This window comes from Actinacidiphila oryziradicis, assembly GCF_005047355.1.
GTDB classification, from domain to species: Bacteria; Actinomycetota; Actinomycetes; order Streptomycetales; family Streptomycetaceae; genus Actinacidiphila; species Actinacidiphila oryziradicis.
This window is the reverse complement of record NZ_SUMC01000018.1, coordinates 80,431-98,088: the sequence shown is the minus strand read 5'-3', so window position 1 is coordinate 98,088 and position 17,658 is coordinate 80,431. Positions and strand designations below refer to the sequence as shown.

Here is a 17,658-nt window from a genome sequence, read left to right as displayed (position 1 = left end):
GGCTGATCCACAAGGGGCTCTTTGACGGGCTCGCTAATGGGCGATGTCGCCGAAGCCCTCGATGTCGCGGGGGTCGCGGGAGCCGGGGCCGATGTAGCGGGCCGAGGGGCGGACGAGGCGGCCGGTGCGCTTCTGCTCGAGGATGTGGGCCGACCAGCCGGCGGTGCGGGCACAGGTGAACATGGAGGTGAACATGTGCGCCGGGACCTCGGCGAAGTCCAGGACGATGGCCGCCCAGAACTCCACGTTGGTGGCGAGCACCCGGTCGGGCCGCCGGGCGTGCAGCTCTTCGAGGGCAGCCTTCTCAAGGGCCTCGGCCACCTCGAAGCGCGGGGCACCGAGCTCGCGCGCGGTACGGCGCAGGACGCGTGCCCGGGGGTCCTCGGCGCGGTAGACGCGGTGGCCGAAGCCCATCAGCCGCTCGCCCTTGTCCAGGGCGGCCTTGACGTAGGCGACGGCGTCGCCGGTGCGCTCGATCTCCTCGATCATGCCGAGTACGCGCGAAGGCGCCCCGCCGTGCAGCGGCCCGGACATGGCGCCGACAGCCCCTGAGAGCGCGGCCGCGACATCGGCCCCGGTGGAGGCGATGACCCGGGCGGTGAAGGTCGAGGCGTTCATGCCGTGCTCCGCGGCAGAGGTCCAGTACGCGTCGACGGCGGCGACGTGCTTCGGGTCGGGCTCACCGCGCCAGCGCACCATGAAGCGTTCGACGATGGAGTGCGCCTTGTCGATCTCGCCCTGCGGCACCATGGGCAGCCCCTGGCCGCGGGCCGACTGGGCGACGTAGGACAGCGCCATGACGGCGGCCCGCGCGAGGTCGTCGCGGGCCTGCTCGGCGTCGATGTCCAGCAGTGGTTTCAGGCCCCATACGGGGGCGAGCATGGCGAGCGCGGACTGAACGTCGACGCGGATGTCACCGGAGTGCACCGGGATGGGGAACGGCTCGGCGGCCGGCAGTCCGGGGTTGAAGGCGCCGTCGACCAGAAGGCCCCAGACGTTGCCGAAGGAGACATGTCCGACGAGGTCCTCGATATCAACGCCTCGGTAGCGGAGGGAACCGCCTTCCTTGTCGGGTTCGGCGATCTCCGTTTCGAACGCGATGACTCCTTCGAGCCCGGGTACGAAGTCGGACATCAGGCGGCTCCTCTTGAGGCGGTCGACGGTGCCCAGAAACCGTACCTCTTGACGTCAAGAGGCCCCAGTGGTGCTGCAAGATATCCGCGTGCAGCACTCACACGAGGACCCCGCCGCCATGCGCAAGCAGTACCGCGCCGAGAGCTTCACCGAGGACCTGCTGGCCGCTGATCCGTACACGCAGTTCGCGCGCTGGTTCACCGAGGCCGCCGACAGTGGCCTCGCCGAGCCGAACGCCATGGTCGTGTCCACGGCCGACGCCGACGGCGGGCCCAGCTCGCGGACCGTCCTGCTGAAAGGCTACGACACGCGCGGCTTTGTCTTCTACACGAACTATGGCTCACGCAAGGGGCGGGACCTGGGTGTGAACCCGCAGGCCTCGCTGCTCTTTCCCTGGCATTCGATCGCCCGGCAGGTGATCGTCGCGGGCAGCGTCTCCCTTGTGTCGCGCGAGGAGACCGAGGCGTACTTCCACAACAGGCCCTACGGCTCACGGATCGGCGCGTGGGCGAGCGATCAGTCGTCGGTCGTCGGCTCGCGGGAGGAGCTGGAGCGGCGCTACGCGGAGTTCGCCGCGCGCTATCCGGAGGGTACGGAGGTGCCGGTGCCGCCCTATTGGGGCGGGTTCCGGGTGCGGGCGGCACGCGTGGAGTTCTGGCAGGGCCGGGAGAACAGGCTGCACGACCGGCTGCTGTACGAGGCCGTGACCGGTGCCGATGCCGGTGACGGCGCGTCCGGGATCTGGACCGTACGACGCCTGGCGCCGTAACCGCGCCGTGGGCCGCAAAACGCCGTGGGCCGCAAAACGCCGTGGGCCGTAAAACGCAGACAACCCGCGGGCTGCTCCCCGGCACATATGTGCCGAGCACCGGCCGGACGTGCCGGCGAGCCCGCGGGTCGGGTGTCTGCGTGGGATTTCGGCCCGCCGTGCGGCGAGCAAGGTGCGCGGCGTTAGCCCGCAGCCACCTCACGCGTCCGGTTGCTAATCATTAAGCGGACCACCTCCCTTCGTGTGTGCTCGCCAGCCTAAGAAGACGATCCGCCCGGCACAACCCATTTAAGAGATTTTGGCGAATCGGATGTGCTCTGGGTCACATGCGAGTTGAATGGTGCAACGTGCAGTCTTCCGATGCGACGCCGCTCAGTGACGGTGACGAGCAGCTGCTCGCCGCGCTTCTCGACGGTATGGAGGCCGGTCTGTGCGCCTTCGACCGCGACGGGGTCGTCACGCACTGGAACTCGGAGGCCGCCCGCATCCTGGGCTGGTCCGCCGATGAGGCCGTCGGCCGTTACGGCTTCGCCGGATGGGCGGCCCGCAGGGCCGACGCCGAGGAGGTGCTGGCGCTGCTGCTCGCCGTCATGGACGGCCCCGGCCGGCAGGTGCACGAATTCGCGCTTCTCACGAAGGACGGGCGCCGCGTGCTGGTGCGCACCCAGTCCGCGGCCGTGCACGGCGCCGACGGGCATCCGGCGGGGGTGTACTGCGCGTTCTCCGAGGTGCACGCCCAGATCGATCTGGAGCGGTCGATCGCGCTGAGCGAAGCCCTCTTCGACGACACCTCGTCGGGGGTGGTGCTCATCGACGCCGACCTGCGGCCCGCCGTGGTGAACCTGTACGCCGCGAAGGTGCTGCACAGCAGCCGCGACGCGCTGCTCGGCCGGCCCCTCGGCGAACTCCTCGACCAGGGCGCCGAGGAGCTGGAGAGCGCGTTGCAGCACGTCCTCGCGGAAGGCGCCCCGCCGGCGCCGAGCGAGCTCTGGGTCAGCCTGCGTGACGACACCAGCGGCAAGCGGTACTGCTGGCGCAGCGGCTTCGTACGGCTCGGCTCGCCGCTTGGCGAGGAACCCGTGCCCCTGGGGGTGGGGTGGCTGTTCCACGACGTCACGGAGGCCAAGCTCGCCGAGCAGGAGGCCTCCCAGCTGCGCTTCCGCAGCAACCAGCTGCACCGGGCCGCGCTGGCCGCGGCGGAGTTCGAGGAGCCGATGGAAGCCGCGACCTGCTTCCTCGACTTCGCCCTCGCCGGATTCGCGGAGCACGCGCTGCTGGACGTCCTCGGGGACGGCGGACGCCTCGTACGCGCCGCAGCCACTCCGGCGGGCGCCTCCGGGCCCGTTCTGCCGCTGGCCGGGGCGATTCCGGTGCGCTACGGCGAAGGGCATCCCGCCCTTCAGGCCGTCGAGCGGCCCGGCTCCGTACGCGCCAGCTTTGGCGCGTACGCCGCGGCTGATCCGGCTGCGGCCGGGCGGATCGACGAATGGGCCGCCGCCCGGCGGTGGCCTCCCGGCACTGTGCACGGCCTCTGCGCGGTGCTGCGCAGCCGGGGCCGCACTCTCGGCGTCGTCACCTTCCTTCGCGGCGCCGGGCGCCGGCCCTTCGAACGCGCCGACGCCGCTTTCGCGGAGGATGTCGCCGCCCGCGTCGCCGTGGCGCTGGACCTCACCGGCCGCCTGGGGTAGCGGCCCGTCGTCCGGCCGCTGCGGCTGATATGCCTCCCCCAGCTACCTCCCCCAGCTACACCCAGGAGGTGCCCCCAGGAGGTGCTCCCGCCTCCGCGCCGCCTTGCGGTCACAGACACCGCGGCAGCCCGTCGTGGTGCGGGTCGCTCGGGTCAGTGCTGGTAGAAGATTCGGTCGCCGTAATCCGCGAAGACGCGGCGGTTCCAGTCCAGGCCGCCGTCGACGTTGCCGGAGCGGAGGACGGGCGGGGTGATGCCGCGTTCGGCGAGAGCGGCGATGGCGGTGGCGACCACGGCTTGCAGAAGGGCACTGGTGACGACGGTGGAGGCGGGGGCGAAGGGGGCGGGGAGGGTGGGGAGGGAGAGTTCGGTGTCGCCGACAGCGATCTTGGTGTCGAGGACGATGTCGCAGTGGTCCTTGAGGCGGGAGCCGGTCCGGGCGTAGGCGAGGGACGTGACGCCGATCACGGTGAGGCCGAGGGCTCGGGCGTGCTGGGCCATCTCGACGGGGAGGGCGTTGCGCCCGGAGAGGGAGACGATGATGAGGACGTCGCTGCGGCGGGCGGGGGAGGCGTCGAGGACGGTGGCGGCGAGCCCGGAGACGCGTTCGAGGGCGCTGCCGAGGGTGGCGGGCATGACGTCGACCCCGACGGCGCCGGGCACGGCCAGGAGGTTGACGAGGGCCAGGCCGCCGGCGCGGTAGACGAGGTCCTGGGCGGCGAGGGAGGAATGGCCCGCGCCGAAGGCGAAGATGCGGCCGCCGTCGGCGACGGCGTCGGCCAGCGCGGAGGCGGCGGCGGCGATGCCGGCGGACTCCTCGTCGCGGGCGCGTCGGAGCAGGGCTATGGCGGCGTCGAAGTACTGGCTGGCGGCATCATCCATGCGGAGAACGGTGCTGGGCGCGGCATGACACTGTCAAGGAGTCCATGTCGGGGCCGGTTGTCCGTGGGATGCGTCAGAATTGGCACAGGGCCACGCACTAGCTATCGAGGGGCGCGCATGTCCGGACTGATCGACACGACGGAGATGTATCTCCGCACCATCCTGGAGCTGGAAGAGGAGGGTGTGGTCCCGATGCGCGCCCGAATCGCCGAGCGGCTCGACCAGAGCGGCCCGACTGTCAGCCAGACGGTGGCGCGGATGGAGCGGGACGGCTTGGTGCATGTCGCCGGCGACCGGCATCTGGAACTGACCGAGGAGGGCCGGCGGATCGCCACGAGGGTGATGCGCAAGCACCGGCTGGCGGAGTGTCTGTTGGTCGATGTGATCGGCCTGGAGTGGGAGCACGTCCACGCGGAGGCGTGCCGCTGGGAGCATGTGATGAGCGAGGCGGTCGAGCGCCGTGTGCTGGAGCTGCTGCGGCATCCGACGGAGTCGCCGTACGGGAATCCCATCCCGGGCCTGGAGGAGCTGGGCGAGACGGACCGGGCCGACCCGTTCCTGGATGCGGGCATGGTCAGCCTGAATGAGCTGGAGCCCGGGGAGACCGGGGCGAGTGTGGTTGTGCGGCGGATCGGGGAGCCGATCCAGACCGATGCGCAGCTGATGTACACGCTGCGGCGGGCCGGGGTGCAGCCGGGAGCGGTGGTGAGTGTGACCTCGTCGGCGGGCGGGGTGCTGGTCGGCAGTGGCGGCGAGGCCGCGGAGCTGAGCGTGGATGTCGCCTCGCATGTCTTCGTGGCGAAGCGGTAGCGGATCGGGCGGGGGCCCCGGCGCCTTACGGTGCCGGGGCCCCTCCTCCCCTTGTCCCTCCCCTGATCCCCCTTGGAGGACCCGGAACCCCGAGCTCTCCGGGTACTCCCCGCGGTCTGCTTCCCCTTCAGCCCGCGTCCCGCAGGAGTCCTCCCCCTGGTGCGGAAGAACAATCCCTGAGTGATGTCACTCGATAGAGCGATGTTGCGTGAGTGAAGGCACTGTTCGATTTAAAGTTCGATAACCTGGGCGCTACGAGCGAGTCGAACGTTTGAGCGGAGGGGGTGCGGCGCATGGCCAATTGCGTCGAGGTGACCGGAGCGGGTGAGATCCCGCTCACCGCCTGGGAGTACCCCGCAGATCCCCACCGGCACACCGATCCCGAGTACGCCGGCCCAGCCACCCAGTCAGCCGTTCTCATGCTCCACGGCCTGATGGGCCGTGCCTCCCACTGGGCCGCCACCGCCCGCAGCCTCGCGCCCGGCCGTCGCGTGGTCGCCCTAGATCAGCGCGGCCACGGCCGCAGCGCCAAGCCCGAGGGCCCGTACAGCCGTGAGGCCTATGTCGCCGACGCGGAGGCCGTAATCGAACAGCTGAACCTCGGCCCGGTCGCCGTCATCGGCCACTCCATGGGCGCCCTCACCGGCTGGCAGCTGGCGGCCCGGCGGCCGGACCTCGTCTCGGCGGTCGTCATCTGCGACATGCGTGCCTCGGCGCTCGGCGAGGAGAGCCAGCGCGAGTGGGAGGCCTGGTTCAAGTCCTGGCCCCTGCCCTTCACCACCCTCGCCGATGTCCGGCGGTGGTTCGGCGAGGACGATCCCCGTATCGAACGCCCCCGCCCTAGCCGTGGGGAGTTCTTCGCCGAGCTGATGGAGGAGCGCGGCGACGGCTGGCGTCCCGTCTTCGCCCGCCGCCATATGCTCCGCTCCCGCGAGGCCTGGGTCCACGACGCCCATTGGGACGAGCTCTCACAGGTCCGCTGCCCCACTCTCGTCGTCCGCGGCTGGGACGGTGAGCTCGGCCGTGCCGAGGCCCAGGAGATGGTCCGGGTGCTGCCCCGGGGGGCGTACGCCGAGATACCCGAGGCCGGCTACCTCGCGCCCTGGGACCAGCCGGAGGCCTGGTGCGCGGTGGTCGGGGATTTCCTCGACGAGGCGGCTCGGAAGAGTCCGCCCTCACAACCCACGGCGCTCTGAGGGCACCGCGCGGCGGCGGTCATCCACTGCTGACCGCCGCCAGGATCTCCGGCAGCCGCCCCACCATCCGTGGTGCCGTGAAGCGGAGCCCGCCGACCGCCAGCGCGGCACCGTAGAGCGCCCCGCCCGGCAGCAGCAGCCAGAGCCAGCCGTGGTGTCCCGCGATGTGCAGCCAGATCAGCACGGCGAGCGGCGGGAGGCACAGCGCGCTGCCCATCGCGCCGCCCGCGAAGACCGAGAGGGTGGCGAGGCCGCCCTGGCCCGGGGCGGCGTTGCCGAAGGGGTTGTCGTGAGGCACGGCGTAGGGGAAGCGGACGCTGGCGAAGGTGCCGGTGGCTATCAGGGCGCCGAGGAGGGCGAAGGAGAGGCCGAGGGTTTCCGGGATCGCGCCCGCACGGTCGAGCAGGAGGGCCGCGCCGATCGTCACAGCGGCGACGTACGGGATGGCGACGACGGCGATCGACAGGGCGCGGGCGCTGAGTTCGGCGGATGCGTCGCGGCGGGTGGAGATGGTGGCGGCGACGGTCCAGAAGGCGGAGCCGTCGGCGCCGAACTGGTTGTACATCTGCAGTCCGAGCAGCCCGGCCGCCCAGCAGGAGGAGTAGACACTGCCGTGTTGCACGGCCGAGACCACCGGCAGCAGCAGCCCGACTGCCAGGGCTGTCGCCCAGGCGGCCTTGGCACGCGGGTCCCGCCACGCGTAGCGGAACTGGCGCTCCATGACGGTGCCGGTGCGGCCGGCGGGGAGGAGGCGGGAGAGGCCGGTGGAGCGGGTCTTCCTGGCCTTCGCCTCGGACACCCGGAGGGTGGAGGCGTCGGGGGACACCATCAGCCGGTACAGGCTGCGGTGCCACCAGAAGAGCACCAGGGCCAGCACAGCGGCCACACAGGCCAGTTCCGCCACGGCCAGGCCGTACGAGCCGTCCGCTGCCGCCCGTACGGCGTCCACCGCCGGGGCGGGCGGCACCCAGCGCAGGACGGAGGCGACGGACCGCACCCGGTGCAGCCCGTCGGAGGACGCCAGCGTGCTCGCCCCGAGGTTCACCAACTGCGCGCCCACGGCCACGAAAAGCCCGCTCAGCAGCGCCAGATCGCGCCCCCGGCGGCTGGTGAGCAGCCGCGTGTTGGCGGCGGCCACCGCCCGCGACAGAGCCACGCACAGCAGCAGCACCAGCGGTACGGCCACGACCCCGGCGACGACGGACGCCGCACCGTGCGCAAGCGCGGCCACAGCACCGGCCGTCGCGAGCACCGTGAAGACCGGGCCGACCCCGAAGAGCGAGGAGACCAGCAGCGCCCCTATCAGCGGCCGTGGCCGCAGCGGCAGCATCGCCAGCCGGGTCGGGTCGAGCGTGTCGTCCCCGCCGAACAGGAACAGCGGCATCACCGCCCAGCCGATGCCCAGCGCCACGGCGAGGGTCACCGCCACCGAGGGCGCGTAGTCGTCGCCCCGCAGCGCGATCATCCCGGCGGCCGTGGCCAGGGCGTAGAAGAGGGTGAAGAGCGTGCCGAGCACCCAGCCGATCGTCCGGCCGGTGGACTGCCGCAGGCCGTTGCGGATCACCGCCAGCTTGAGCCGGATGAAGGTGCCCGTCACTGGGGCCCCTTCATGCTGCCCAGCCAGTCCAGGTCCTGGCCCCCCGTACGGCCGGTCGCCCCGACCAGCGACAAGAACGCGTCCTGGAGGCTGGGCGCCGCTCCGCGTACGTCCGCGAGCGGGCCCTGCGCGACGATCCGGCCGGCCGCCATCACCGCCACCCAGTCGCACAGGCTCTCCACCAGCTCCATGACGTGCGAGGAGAAGACAACGCTCGCGCCGGAGGCGGTGTAGCGCTCCAACACGCCCCGGATGACCTGCGCCGACACCGGGTCGACGCCCTCGAACGGTTCGTCCAGGAACAGCACTTCCGGGTTGTGCAGGAGGGCCGCCGCCAGGCCGATCTTCTTGCGCATGCCGGTCGAGTAGTCGACGACCAGTTTGTTCTGGGCCGGGGAGAGGTCCAGGACGTCCAGGAGCTGGGCGGCGCGCCGGTCCGTCTCCGCACCGGGGATGCCGCGCAGCCGGCCCGTGTACGCGAGCAGTTCGCGGCCCGAGAGCCGCTCGAAGAGGCGAAGGCCCTCGGGCAGCACGCCGATCCGGGATTTCACGGCGACCGGATCGCGCCATACGTCGGCGCCGCCGATCTCCACGGTGCCGGCATCGGGGCGGAGCAGGCCGGTCACCATGGAGAGGGTGGTGGTCTTACCGGCGCCGTTCGGGCCGACGAGCCCGATGAAGTGCCCTGCGGGCAGCTCAAGGTCGATCCCGGCCACCGCGATCTGCTGGCCGAACCGCTTCCACAGGCCGTGGACCTGCACCGCGGGGGCATTGTCGTTGGGCACGGGGCCAGCGTACGTGGCGGCCCGCGGCCGCAGGTCTCGTGGTCGCCGAATGACGAGGGCCTTGTGCCCGCTTTGCGTCGATTCAGGTGGGCATAACGCCCCCGTCATTCGGCCCCCCAGCCGCTAGCGGCTGCGCACCGCCGCTGCTTCGCGGCCGCAGGCGTAGGCGAGCGGGCTGAGCAGCTCTTCGGCGTCGGGGAGCCAGCGGTTGAGGGCGGTGGGCTGGCGGGCCCACTGGACGGAGCCGGAGTTGCCCATGCGGGTGGGCGGGGCGGGGATGTAGTCGCCCTCGCCGCGGACGATCAGGTCGAGGGAGGAGGGGGGCCAGCCCAGGCGCCTCAGGAGGTCCGGGACCTTGGCTGTCGCGCCGGGCAGGACGAAGAAGACGAGCCGGCGCCCGGGGGTGCAGATGACGGGGCCGAGCGGCAGGTCCATCCGCTCCATGCGGGCGAGCGCGAGGCAGCCGGCCACTTCCGGGACGTCGAGGGCGTCGAAGGTGCGGCCGGTGGGGAGCAGGATCGAGGAGCGCGGCTGTTTGTGCCACATGTGGCGTACGGCGACCGCGCTGCCACTGGCCTGGGTGGCCCAGTCGGGTCGGGTCGGGTGGGCGCCCGGAGCGGGGCACGCGGGGGCGGCGCAGGAGCAGCGGGGGCTGCCGCCGTGCTCGTCCTCGAGCCATGTGCCGGAGAGCACTTCCCAGTGACTCTCCTCCGCATATCGGACCGCTGTGTCGAGCAGTTGGCCGGTGAGCTGCCGCGGGGCTCCGATGGTGTCTTCCACGACCAGCACAACGGAGCTTGTGGACGGGGGTTACGGGGTGACGTCGCGGCTCATGCCGGGCGCACAGATGCATGGGCGGGGGCGCGCGGCAAAGCGTCCCTCATGATGCGGGTAGTCAGCTTTTGGCATGTTGACGTACACCATGCAGCAGATTGTAAAGAGTGGCGCGAATTCGTGTATTGCGTACTGGGCAGAGATCTTGCTCGCAGGCCCGCAGTGATGCCCGCAGTGATGGAGTGAAGAGGGGGAACCACCGATGGCCGCCCGACCACTTGTGGCGCGACAGCCGAACGAACGGCTGCAGGCGCTGATCCAGGAAGCCGGCTGCTCCAATGCCGGTTTGGCCCGCCGCGTCAATATGTGCGGGGCCGAACACGGCCTCGACCTCCGCTACGACAAGACCTCCGTCGCCCGCTGGCTGCGCGGCCAGCAACCGCGCGGCCGGGCCCCGGGGATGATCGCCGAGGCGATCGGCCGCAAGCTGGGGCGCACCGTCACCATCGACGAGATCGGCATGGCGAACGGCAAGAATCTCGCCACCGGCGTCGGACTCCACTTCGCGCCGACCGTGCTGGGCGCGATCGAGCAGGTCTGTGAGCTGTGGCGCAGCGACATCGGGCGCCGGGACTTCCTCTCCGGCTCCACGGTCGCCTCCTCCGCGCTCGTCGAGCCCAGCCGCGACTGGCTGATCACCCGGGTCGACGGCCAGGTCGCGCGCTCCGGCGGGCCGCGGGTCGGCCCGTCCGACGTCGAGGCCGTAAAGGCCACCACGGCGGCTCTGAAGGACCTCGACCACCGCTTCGGCAGCGGACACGTCCGGCCCGTCGTCGTCCACTACCTGAACAGCGTGGTCTCGGGTCTGCTGGCCGGCTCCTACCGCGAGTCGACGGGGCGTCAGCTCTTCGCGGCCGTGGCACGGTTGACCGAGCTCGCAGGCTACATGGCCGTCGACACCGGCCAGCCCGGGCTCGCCCAGCGGTACTACATCCAGGCCCTGCGGCTCGCCCAGGCGGCCGGCGACCGGGCGTACGGCGGTTATGTGCTCGCCGCAGGGATGAGCCACCTCGCCGCCTCGCTGGGCAACCCCCGGGAGATCGCGCAGCTCGCGCGGGCCGCGCAGGAAGGCGCCCGCGGGCAGGTCACGCCGACCGCGCAGGCGATGTTCTACGCCGCCGAGGCGCGCGGCCACGCGCTTCTCGGTGACGCACGGGCGTGCGCCACGGTCGCCGGACAGGCGATAGAGGCCCTCGGCCGGTCCGAGCCGGACGAGGACCCCGACTGGATCGCCCACTTCAACCAGGCCTATCTCGCGGATGAGCTGGCGCACTGTCACCGCGACCTGGTCCAGCCCCAGCAGGCCGTCCGCCGCGCGGAGGAGGCCCTGGCCGGGCACGGCCCCAACAAGGTGCGGCGGCGCGCCATCGGACTGCTGGTGCTGGCTCAGGCGCAGGTCCAGCAGCGCGAGGTCGAGCAGGCGTGCCACAACGGCGCGCAGGCCGTTGAGCTGTTGTCGGGACTGCGGTCCAATCGCGGGGCGGAGTATCTGGACGACTTCCGGCACCGCTTGGAGCCGTACGCTCAGGAGGCGGTGGTTCGGGAGTTCAGCGCGCGGCTGGAGGAGCAGCAGGCTGCCGCTTAGAGCCTGTCCGGCGGCGTCCGGCCGGTCATGAACGGCCCCTCCGCCGCCCGGCCCGGCCCGGCATCTCACTGACGGGCGGGTTTCCGGCGGCCGGACGAAATCGTTACGGGACCGACATCCCCGGGGTGGTTCAGCGGGTGTGATGGCTTGTGGGAGGGCGTTTGGGCGGTGGTCGGCCGGGGCAGGCGAGCGCCCGTGAAGGAGGTGGACGTGGCCGAGCGGGGAGGCGACCCGGTAGCGTGAGCTGACGATTCCATAGGCGCGGTGGAGGCAGGAGTTCCGGTGAGGCACAGCGGGCGTGGCGAGGAGACGCCGGACGGGCAGTACAGTCCGCCGCCGCAGGTGCACGAGGGTGTGGTGCTGCCGTCGTCCGGGGGCCCGGCGTGGGAACCCGTACCGGCGGCCGGCCAGCCATGGGGGCCGGCGGGCGAGCAGCCCCAGCAGTTCCCGGTGTATCCGGTCTCGTATGCCCCGCAGCCGGACGAGGGCGCCACCCAGATGTTCCCGCCGTATCCGCAGGCGTCCGCGCCGACGGGCGCGGCGGACGACACTCAGTTCCTTCCGCCGTATCCGCAGGCCCCCGCGCCGCTGCCGGGGCCCCTGCCTCCGGAGGCAGTGGCCGGTCCGCCGGCGCCGGCGAGCGCGCCCTTCGGCATACGGCCGGGAACGCCTGGCGGAGTACCTGACGGAATACCTGACGGAATACCTGGCGGAATACCTGGCGGAATACCTGACGGGGCGACCCAGCTCCTTCCGCCCTATCAGCAGGGGGCCATACCGGCCGGTGTGGCAGACGCGACTCAGCATCTGCCACGTTACGAGGAGCCCCAGCAGCAGCCGCCGCCGCAGGACGACTTCGACCACCTGTACCAGCGGCCGGACGCCCCGCTTCCGGCGCAGCCGCCGTACCAGCAGCAGCCGCCGTACCAGCAGCAGCCGCCGTACCAGCAGCCACCGCAGTTCCAGCAGCAGCCGCCGTCGCCCTACGAGCCCGGGCCGTCGGCCGCGCGTGGGCGCAAGAAGCTTTCGCCTGCTGCGGTGATCGGCATAGTCGTCGGCGGGTGCGCGCTGGTCGGCCTGGCAGCCGGGGCCGTGCTCAGCAGCGGCAGCAGCGGAGATTCCGCGGCGGCGGGGAACGGGAGCGCGACACCATCGTCCTCCGCGTCCTCGTCGGCTGGGGGTGCGAGCGGTGAGGAGGCGCAGGCACGGAAGCTGGACGCCCTCCTGAAGGAGAGCGGCAACAGCCGCTCGTCCGTGATCAGCGCCGTGGCGAGCATCAAGGCCTGCCAGAACCTCGGCCAGGCCGCCACGGATCTGCAGAACGCAGCGACCCAGCGCAACGACCTAGTGACGCGGCTCGGCGCCCTCTCCGTGGACCAATTGCCGGACAACCAGGCCCTCACCGACGCCCTCAACAAGGCCTGGAAGGCCTCGGCCGCCGCCGACACCCACTACGCGGCCTGGGCCGGCGAGGCATCCGGCAAGGGCAAGGTGTGCAAGCACGGTTCCGCCCGCAGCACCAGTGAGACCGCGGCCGGCAACCGCGAGAGCGGCACCGCGACGCAGGCCAAGCGGACAGCCGTCGGGCTGTGGAATGTGATCGCCAAGAAGTACGGCCTGACGCAGCGCCAGTTCACCCAGCTCTGACTACTTTCCCGCCCCCGGTGGCTCCAGCTACTGCGGGGTGGTTTCGAGGGTTCCGCTGACGTCGGCGAAGCCGGAGCGGGCGGCGACGAGGCGGCCGTTGCGGACGACTTGGTAGGTGACCTTGGCGTTGACCATTCGGGGAAGGTCCGGGACGGGGAGGAGGTCGGCGTCGCGCCAGCCGAGGGGCGGGGTGAGGCCGCCGGTGGAGATGCCGTGGGCGGAGCCGAAGGCGCGCATGACGTTGGTGGCGGTGATGGCCTGGTGACCGAGGGACGCGACGACTTGGGTGAAGGCGGTGTAGGCGATCCAGGTGGTCTGGACGCCGGGGTCGTTGGCGTCGATGCGGTCGTCGTTGAAGGCGTACTTCTGGATGACCTGCTTCATCGGGGCCCAGGCGGTGTCGGCGGCGGGCGGGTACCAGGACGTGACGAGGGCGCCTTCGAGGGGGCTGGTGCTGCCGCCGGTGCTGTCGACGGTGGACTGGGTGACACTGCCGAGGACGGAGGCGATGTGGGCCCGGGGGGCGTGCTCGGTGCCGGTGCCGGAGTCGGTTTCGCGCAGGCGCCGGAAGGAGTCGAAGAAGGTGGCGGTGGCGTCGCCGAGGACGGCGGTGACGCATTGGCCGCTGGCGTCGTTGCCGATGGATTGCTGGGCGGCGGAGGTGTAGTCCGTGGCGTCGTCGGGGGCCCTCAGGTCGGTGGCGTCGCTCTTGCCGGCATTGCGCAGCCCGGCGTCGAGGAAGCCGGGGAACTGGTCGCCGGCGGTGGTGTCCGGGCGGACGAGGGAGACCTTGGAGCACTTGGCGGCGAGTTGCTGTCCGTTGCCGGCCAGGAGGGCGGGCAGGCCGCCGTTGACGGGGTACGAGACGGGGCTGGCGAACTCCTCCTGCGTGATCCCGTAGCCCCCGATATACGGGATGCCGGCCGTCTCCAGGGCGGCGGAGAAGCTGGCGCCGTGCTCGCTGTAGGAGCCGACGACGGCGACCGCCCCCGCGTGGGAGGCGCGGTCGACGCAATTGGCGACGGCGACGCTGTCGTTGTGCTCGTTGCAGGTGAGCACCTTCAACTTGTGCCCGTTTATGCCGCCCTTGGCATTGATGTACTTGGCGTAGGCCTCCGCCATCGCCGGCATCCCCGGCATGTTGGTCGCCTTGGTGCCCTCGGGCGCCCAGGTCATGACGGTGATCGGAGCCGGGCTCCCCGAGGACGCCGAAAGCCCGCCGCAGCCGCTGAGCAGCGCGCCGCAGGTCAACAGGCTGATGAACCGGGCGGCTTTGCGCATGCGTCCGCCCGCGCTTGAACCCATACCACGGTCAGTCATGTGATGTGAAGATTCCGCGCCCGCCCCAACGCCGGGGTGACCATAGGTTAACAACGGGTCACTTTAGGGTGAATTAGGAGCGCTGCTTCCATGGAACGTACGATCGTGCACTGTGCAGAGTTCGGAGAAGTCTTCCCGTCGAGGTGCCCGCTCCATCACGATGGGCGGTATGCCGCTCAATGACATGCCGTGGTGGCGCTGGCGCACCAATGTGCGCTCGGCGCTGCACATGATCAGCGACCCGGTTTTCCAGCAGGAGTGCTGGCTTGCCGGGCGGCCCGGTTACGGAGACGTCACTGATGCCGTCTACCGGCTGGTCGAGGACACCTGGCTGGACAACTGGTCCGCCGAGAAGTACGTCGGCACCGTCTTCCGGGACTCGCAGGAGGCGGCGCTCATCGATGTCGCCGTGCTGCGGGTGCTGAAGATCCTGCACCAGGTCGGCGCGGACGCCCCCGTCTCCGCCTATCTGGAGCACCACGGCTGGCCGGAGGCCGTCCGTGCCGCCCGTGAGGCGCATGTGCGGCTGGCCACGGCCGACGGGGAGGACCCGGACGCGCCGCCGCGCTCGCTGGACGTACTCGCGATATACACGCGTACCGCCTGACCGCCTGACGGACGGGTTTTCCCTGCCGGGCGGGGTGTGTGCGAGTCTTTTCCGGTGAACGAGTCGCAGTATGTGCTGACCTTGTCCTGCCCCGACAAGACGGGCATTGTGCACGCCGTGTCGAGCTATCTCTTCATGACCGGCTGCAACATCGAGGACAGCCAGCAGTTCGGGGACCGCGACACGGGCCTTTTCTTCATGCGCGTCCACTTCTCGGGGCAGTCGCCGGTCACGCTGGAGAAGCTGCGGGCCAGCTTCGCCGCCGTTGGTGACGCATATCACATGGACTGGCGGATCCATCCCTCCGAGGAGCGGATGCGGGTCGTCCTGATGGTCAGCAGGTTCGGCCACTGCCTGAATGATCTCCTCTTCCGGACCAGCATCGGTGCGCTGCCGATCGAGATCGCGGCCGTGGTCTCCAACCACACCGACTTCGAGGCGCTCGTCGGCGCCTACGGCATCCCTTTCCGGCACATCCCGGTCACGAAGGAGAACAAGGCCGAGGCGGAGGCGGAGCTGCTTGCGCTCGTCCAGCGGGAGCACGTTGAGCTGGTGGTGCTCGCCCGGTATATGCAGGTTCTCTCGGACCACTTCTGCAAGGAGCTCTCCGGGAAGATCATCAACATCCACCATTCCTTCCTGCCGAGTTTCAAGGGCGCCAGGCCGTACCACCAGGCGCATGAGCGGGGCGTGAAGCTGATCGGTGCCACCGCGCACTATGTGACGGCCGACCTTGACGAGGGCCCGATCATCGAGCAGGAAGTCGAGCGGGTCGGGCACCAGGTCACCCCCGAGCAGCTTGTCGCCGTGGGACGCGATGTCGAGTGCCAGGCACTGGCGCGGGCCGTGAAGTGGCACAGCGAGCACCGGGTGCTGCTCGACGGCCGACGCACCGTGGTCTTCGCCTGACGAGGGCCGCAGCGGTCGGACAGGCCCTAGAGGCGGCTGAGGCTGGCTGTGGCGAAGAGGACGTCACGGATGGCGGAGGTGTCGCCTTCCTGGCCGACGGCGACGCGTTCGGGCTCGATGTGGCCGGCGGCGAGGTGGCAGAAGTCGACGCTGTCCAGGGCGATGCTGGCGATGGCGTTGTCCCGGGAGGCCAGGGCGCCGGGGGAGTCCAGGGAGATGTCCCAGTGGCCGCCGCCGTTGCCTTCGATGTGGAGGTGCAGAGAGCGGCCCGGGGTGCCGGCGGCGACGAGGCGGACCGGGGAGCTGGTGAGGCCGGCGCGGCGGCGGGCGGCGAGGGCGCTGGGGAGCATGCGCGCGGCGAGATCGACCATCTTGTTGAGGTGGCGGGCCGAGGGCGGGCCGTACTCCGGGTAGTCGAGGGCGTTGGCGATGTCCTGGGCGTGTATCCAGCACTCGAAGGCGCGGTCGACGAGCGCGTCGCGCATGGGCAGCACGAAGTCGGCGTAGTCGACGGGCAGCCCGCCGGTACCGGAGCCGGCGAAGGAGAGCGTGCGCACGATGTCACGGGTCTGGGTGCGCCAGCTGTCCCGTACGAGCGAGGACCGGTGGGCGCGGCACCGCTCGGCTGCGCTGTTCGTACGGTCGAGCATCGTACGGGGCGACCCGGGCCCGAGCGGGTCGTCGAGGCCGAGCGAGGCGGCGACGAGGCCGTCGACGGAGCCGAGGTGGGAGAGGACGCCGCAGAGGGTGAGGATGCGCTCGCCCTTCCACCAGGAGAGCCTGACCGGCTCGTGCCACTCGGGCTCGTTGAGGTCGGCGAGGAAGGCATCGAGCCGCGCGGTCTCGGCGTCGTAGGGCGCGGCCCACTCGGGGACCGGGATCCGGGCGGGGCGGCGGCCGAGGCAGTTCTCCAGGACCCGGGCGCGTAGTAATGGATCGAGGTCGAGGGAGTCCTCGGGATGGAGCAGGCCGACGGCGTCGCTCAGCCGCAGCGCCTCGTCGGCGCAGGCGGCGCAGTCGGTGAGATGGACCTCTATGGCAAGGCCCTCGTCGCGGGAGCAGGCGCCCAGCGCGAAGGCGCCGAGCAGGGAACGGAGGGTCTGGTGGTCGAAACTGGGTAGCGGTCCGACGCTGCTGCGGACCGGGCCGGTGGGGGCGTCCCCGTTCTCGAGTGTCACGCGGGGCTGCGGCACGCAGGGCAGTTCGGAGCCGCCACCGAGATGCGGGCCGTTGCCCGGTGCCGGGCCGTTCACAGCAGCCCTCCGCGCCGGGGTTGGTCGACGGCGGTGGAGAGCAGTTGCAGTCCGAGCCGCAGCCGGCGGCGGGCCTCGTCCTCGGTGACGCCCAGGACAGCGGCGGTCTGCCGGTAGTCACGATGCTTGCGGTAGGCGAGATCGAGGGCGGCGCGCAGCGGAGCGGGCATGGAGTCGACGATGTAGTCGGCGCGGGCGGCGGCCGAGGCCTCCCGGATCCGGGCCTCGATCTCCTCCGGGTTGCTCTCGTCCGGGCACGACGCCTGGCGCAGCCGGTGGACGGCCTGCCGCTGGGTGATGCCGGCGACCCAGGAACGTAGCGATCCGCGCTTGGGGTCGTAGGCGTCCGGGTTCTCCCATATGTAGCCGAAGACCTCGCGGGTGATCTGCGCGGCCGCGTCCTCGTCGTCCATGACGCGGTGGGCCAGGCTGTGCACCAGCGGCGCGAACCGGTCGTACAGCTCGCCGAGGGCGGCTTCCTCGCCGCGGGCGAGGCGCTGCTGCATCTTCCGGTCCCAGCGGGGTGGTGCTGCTGCCGCTGTCATGCGGATGTCCCCTTCTCGCCGTCTCGCCCCTGCGCTGTCCCGCCGTTTTGCCCGTAGTCCTACCGACCGTGCCATATAAGGCCGGTCAGATCGAATGT

16 protein-coding genes are annotated in these 17,658 nt (G+C 71.1%); 8 read left to right on the top strand and 8 right to left on the bottom strand.

What is annotated here, in order from left to right:
* Positions 1–33 precede the first annotated feature (33 nt).
* On the bottom strand, positions 34–1,134 hold the full coding sequence (locus FCI23_RS19945) for a citrate synthase 2 (RefSeq protein WP_136725278.1): 1,101 nt from the start codon (positions 1,132–1,134) through the stop codon (positions 34–36).
* 118 nt (positions 1,135–1,252) lie between these two features.
* Here FCI23_RS19945 and pdxH point away from each other — a divergent pair, with 118 nt between their 5' ends.
* Together pdxH and FCI23_RS19935 are read left to right on the top strand one after the other, a co-directional pair.
* Entirely contained in the window at positions 1,253–1,903 is a 651-nt protein-coding gene (pdxH, locus tag FCI23_RS19940) for a pyridoxamine 5'-phosphate oxidase (protein WP_136725329.1), read from the top strand.
* Positions 1,904–2,250: 347 nt separating this feature from the next.
* Positions 2,251–3,591 (top strand): PAS domain-containing protein, encoded by a 1,341-nt coding sequence (locus FCI23_RS19935; RefSeq protein WP_246143849.1) that lies wholly within the window; start codon positions 2,251–2,253, stop codon positions 3,589–3,591.
* A 152-nt stretch (positions 3,592–3,743) separates the two neighbouring features.
* Here the strand turns inward: FCI23_RS19935 and FCI23_RS19930 are convergent, their stop codons facing one another.
* Positions 3,744–4,472 carry an SIS domain-containing protein gene (locus FCI23_RS19930; RefSeq protein ID WP_136725276.1) on the bottom strand — a complete coding sequence of 243 codons (729 nt, stop codon included), beginning with the start codon at positions 4,470–4,472 and terminating at the stop codon, positions 3,744–3,746.
* A gap of 117 nt (positions 4,473–4,589) precedes the next feature.
* Here FCI23_RS19930 and FCI23_RS19925 point away from each other — a divergent pair, with 117 nt between their 5' ends.
* On the top strand, positions 4,590–5,282 hold the full coding sequence (locus tag FCI23_RS19925; RefSeq protein ID WP_136725275.1) for a metal-dependent transcriptional regulator: 693 nt from the start codon (positions 4,590–4,592) through the stop codon (positions 5,280–5,282).
* A gap of 293 nt (positions 5,283–5,575) precedes the next feature.
* Positions 5,576–6,478, top strand: a complete 903-nt coding sequence (locus FCI23_RS19920) for an alpha/beta fold hydrolase (RefSeq protein WP_136725274.1) — start codon at positions 5,576–5,578, stop codon at positions 6,476–6,478.
* Between the two features lie 19 nt (positions 6,479–6,497).
* On the opposite strand, the gene FCI23_RS19915 is transcribed toward FCI23_RS19920, so the two are convergent.
* The 3 genes from FCI23_RS19915 to FCI23_RS19905 form a co-directional block, all read right to left on the bottom strand.
* Positions 6,498–8,075 carry a transporter gene (locus tag FCI23_RS19915; RefSeq protein ID WP_136725273.1) on the bottom strand — a complete coding sequence of 526 codons (1,578 nt, stop codon included), beginning with the start codon at positions 8,073–8,075 and terminating at the stop codon, positions 6,498–6,500.
* Complete coding sequence (locus tag FCI23_RS19910) at positions 8,072–8,860, bottom strand: ABC transporter ATP-binding protein (RefSeq protein WP_246143848.1); 789 nt, start codon at positions 8,858–8,860, stop codon at positions 8,072–8,074. The genes FCI23_RS19915 and FCI23_RS19910 overlap by 4 nt, the downstream gene beginning before the upstream one ends.
* 123 nt (positions 8,861–8,983) lie before the next feature.
* Positions 8,984–9,640 (bottom strand): bifunctional DNA primase/polymerase, encoded by a 657-nt coding sequence (locus FCI23_RS19905; RefSeq protein ID WP_407645996.1) that lies wholly within the window; start codon positions 9,638–9,640, stop codon positions 8,984–8,986.
* A 256-nt stretch (positions 9,641–9,896) separates the two neighbouring features.
* On the opposite strand from FCI23_RS19905, the gene FCI23_RS19900 reads away from it, so the two are divergent.
* The gene (locus tag FCI23_RS19900; RefSeq protein ID WP_136725271.1) at positions 9,897–11,279 is read left to right on the top strand and encodes a transcriptional regulator; all 1,383 of its coding nucleotides are present in this window, start codon (positions 9,897–9,899) and stop codon (positions 11,277–11,279) included.
* A gap of 786 nt (positions 11,280–12,065) precedes the next feature.
* Positions 12,066–12,926 carry a hypothetical protein gene (locus FCI23_RS19895; RefSeq protein ID WP_136725270.1) on the top strand — a complete coding sequence of 287 codons (861 nt, stop codon included), beginning with the start codon at positions 12,066–12,068 and terminating at the stop codon, positions 12,924–12,926.
* Positions 12,927–12,953: 27 nt separating this feature from the next.
* On the opposite strand, the gene FCI23_RS19890 is transcribed toward FCI23_RS19895, so the two are convergent.
* Positions 12,954–14,207, bottom strand: a complete 1,254-nt coding sequence (locus FCI23_RS19890) for an ABC transporter substrate-binding protein (protein WP_136725269.1) — start codon at positions 14,205–14,207, stop codon at positions 12,954–12,956.
* A 199-nt stretch (positions 14,208–14,406) separates the two neighbouring features.
* Here FCI23_RS19890 and FCI23_RS19885 point away from each other — a divergent pair, with 199 nt between their 5' ends.
* Both FCI23_RS19885 and purU read left to right on the top strand, forming a co-directional pair.
* A complete protein-coding gene (locus FCI23_RS19885) occupies positions 14,407–14,853 on the top strand; it encodes an SCO4402 family protein (RefSeq protein ID WP_211265408.1) in 447 nt (148 codons plus the stop codon).
* A gap of 54 nt (positions 14,854–14,907) precedes the next feature.
* Positions 14,908–15,762, top strand: a complete 855-nt coding sequence (gene purU / locus FCI23_RS19880) for a formyltetrahydrofolate deformylase (RefSeq protein WP_136725267.1) — start codon at positions 14,908–14,910, stop codon at positions 15,760–15,762.
* A 26-nt stretch (positions 15,763–15,788) separates the two neighbouring features.
* Here purU and FCI23_RS19875 read toward each other — a convergent pair whose 3' ends face one another.
* Positions 15,789–17,015 (bottom strand): maleylpyruvate isomerase N-terminal domain-containing protein, encoded by a 1,227-nt coding sequence (locus FCI23_RS19875; RefSeq protein ID WP_136725266.1) that lies wholly within the window; start codon positions 17,013–17,015, stop codon positions 15,789–15,791.
* The gene (locus tag FCI23_RS19870; RefSeq protein ID WP_136725265.1) at positions 17,012–17,560 is read right to left on the bottom strand and encodes an RNA polymerase sigma factor; all 549 of its coding nucleotides are present in this window, start codon (positions 17,558–17,560) and stop codon (positions 17,012–17,014) included. Before FCI23_RS19870 ends, FCI23_RS19875 begins: the two co-directional genes overlap by 4 nt.
* Between the last annotated feature and the right edge of the window lie 98 nt (positions 17,561–17,658).

Coding starts and splice junctions, on each gene's coding strand:
- FCI23_RS19945 (WP_136725278.1), bottom strand. CDS start 1,134: ATGTCCGACTTCGTACCCGGGCTCGAAGGAGTCATCGCGTTCGAAACG.
- FCI23_RS19870 (WP_136725265.1), bottom strand. CDS start 17,560: ATGACAGCGGCAGCAGCACCACCCCGCTGGGACCGGAAGATGCAGCAG.
- FCI23_RS19930 (WP_136725276.1), bottom strand. CDS start 4,472: ATGGATGATGCCGCCAGCCAGTACTTCGACGCCGCCATAGCCCTGCTC.
- FCI23_RS19920 (WP_136725274.1), top strand. CDS start 5,576: ATGGCCAATTGCGTCGAGGTGACCGGAGCGGGTGAGATCCCGCTCACC.
- pdxH (WP_136725329.1), top strand. CDS start 1,253: ATGCGCAAGCAGTACCGCGCCGAGAGCTTCACCGAGGACCTGCTGGCC.
- FCI23_RS19925 (WP_136725275.1), top strand. CDS start 4,590: ATGTCCGGACTGATCGACACGACGGAGATGTATCTCCGCACCATCCTG.
- FCI23_RS19900 (WP_136725271.1), top strand. CDS start 9,897: ATGGCCGCCCGACCACTTGTGGCGCGACAGCCGAACGAACGGCTGCAG.
- FCI23_RS19885 (WP_211265408.1), top strand. CDS start 14,407: ATGGGCGGTATGCCGCTCAATGACATGCCGTGGTGGCGCTGGCGCACC.
- FCI23_RS19890 (WP_136725269.1), bottom strand. CDS start 14,207: ATGCGCAAAGCCGCCCGGTTCATCAGCCTGTTGACCTGCGGCGCGCTG.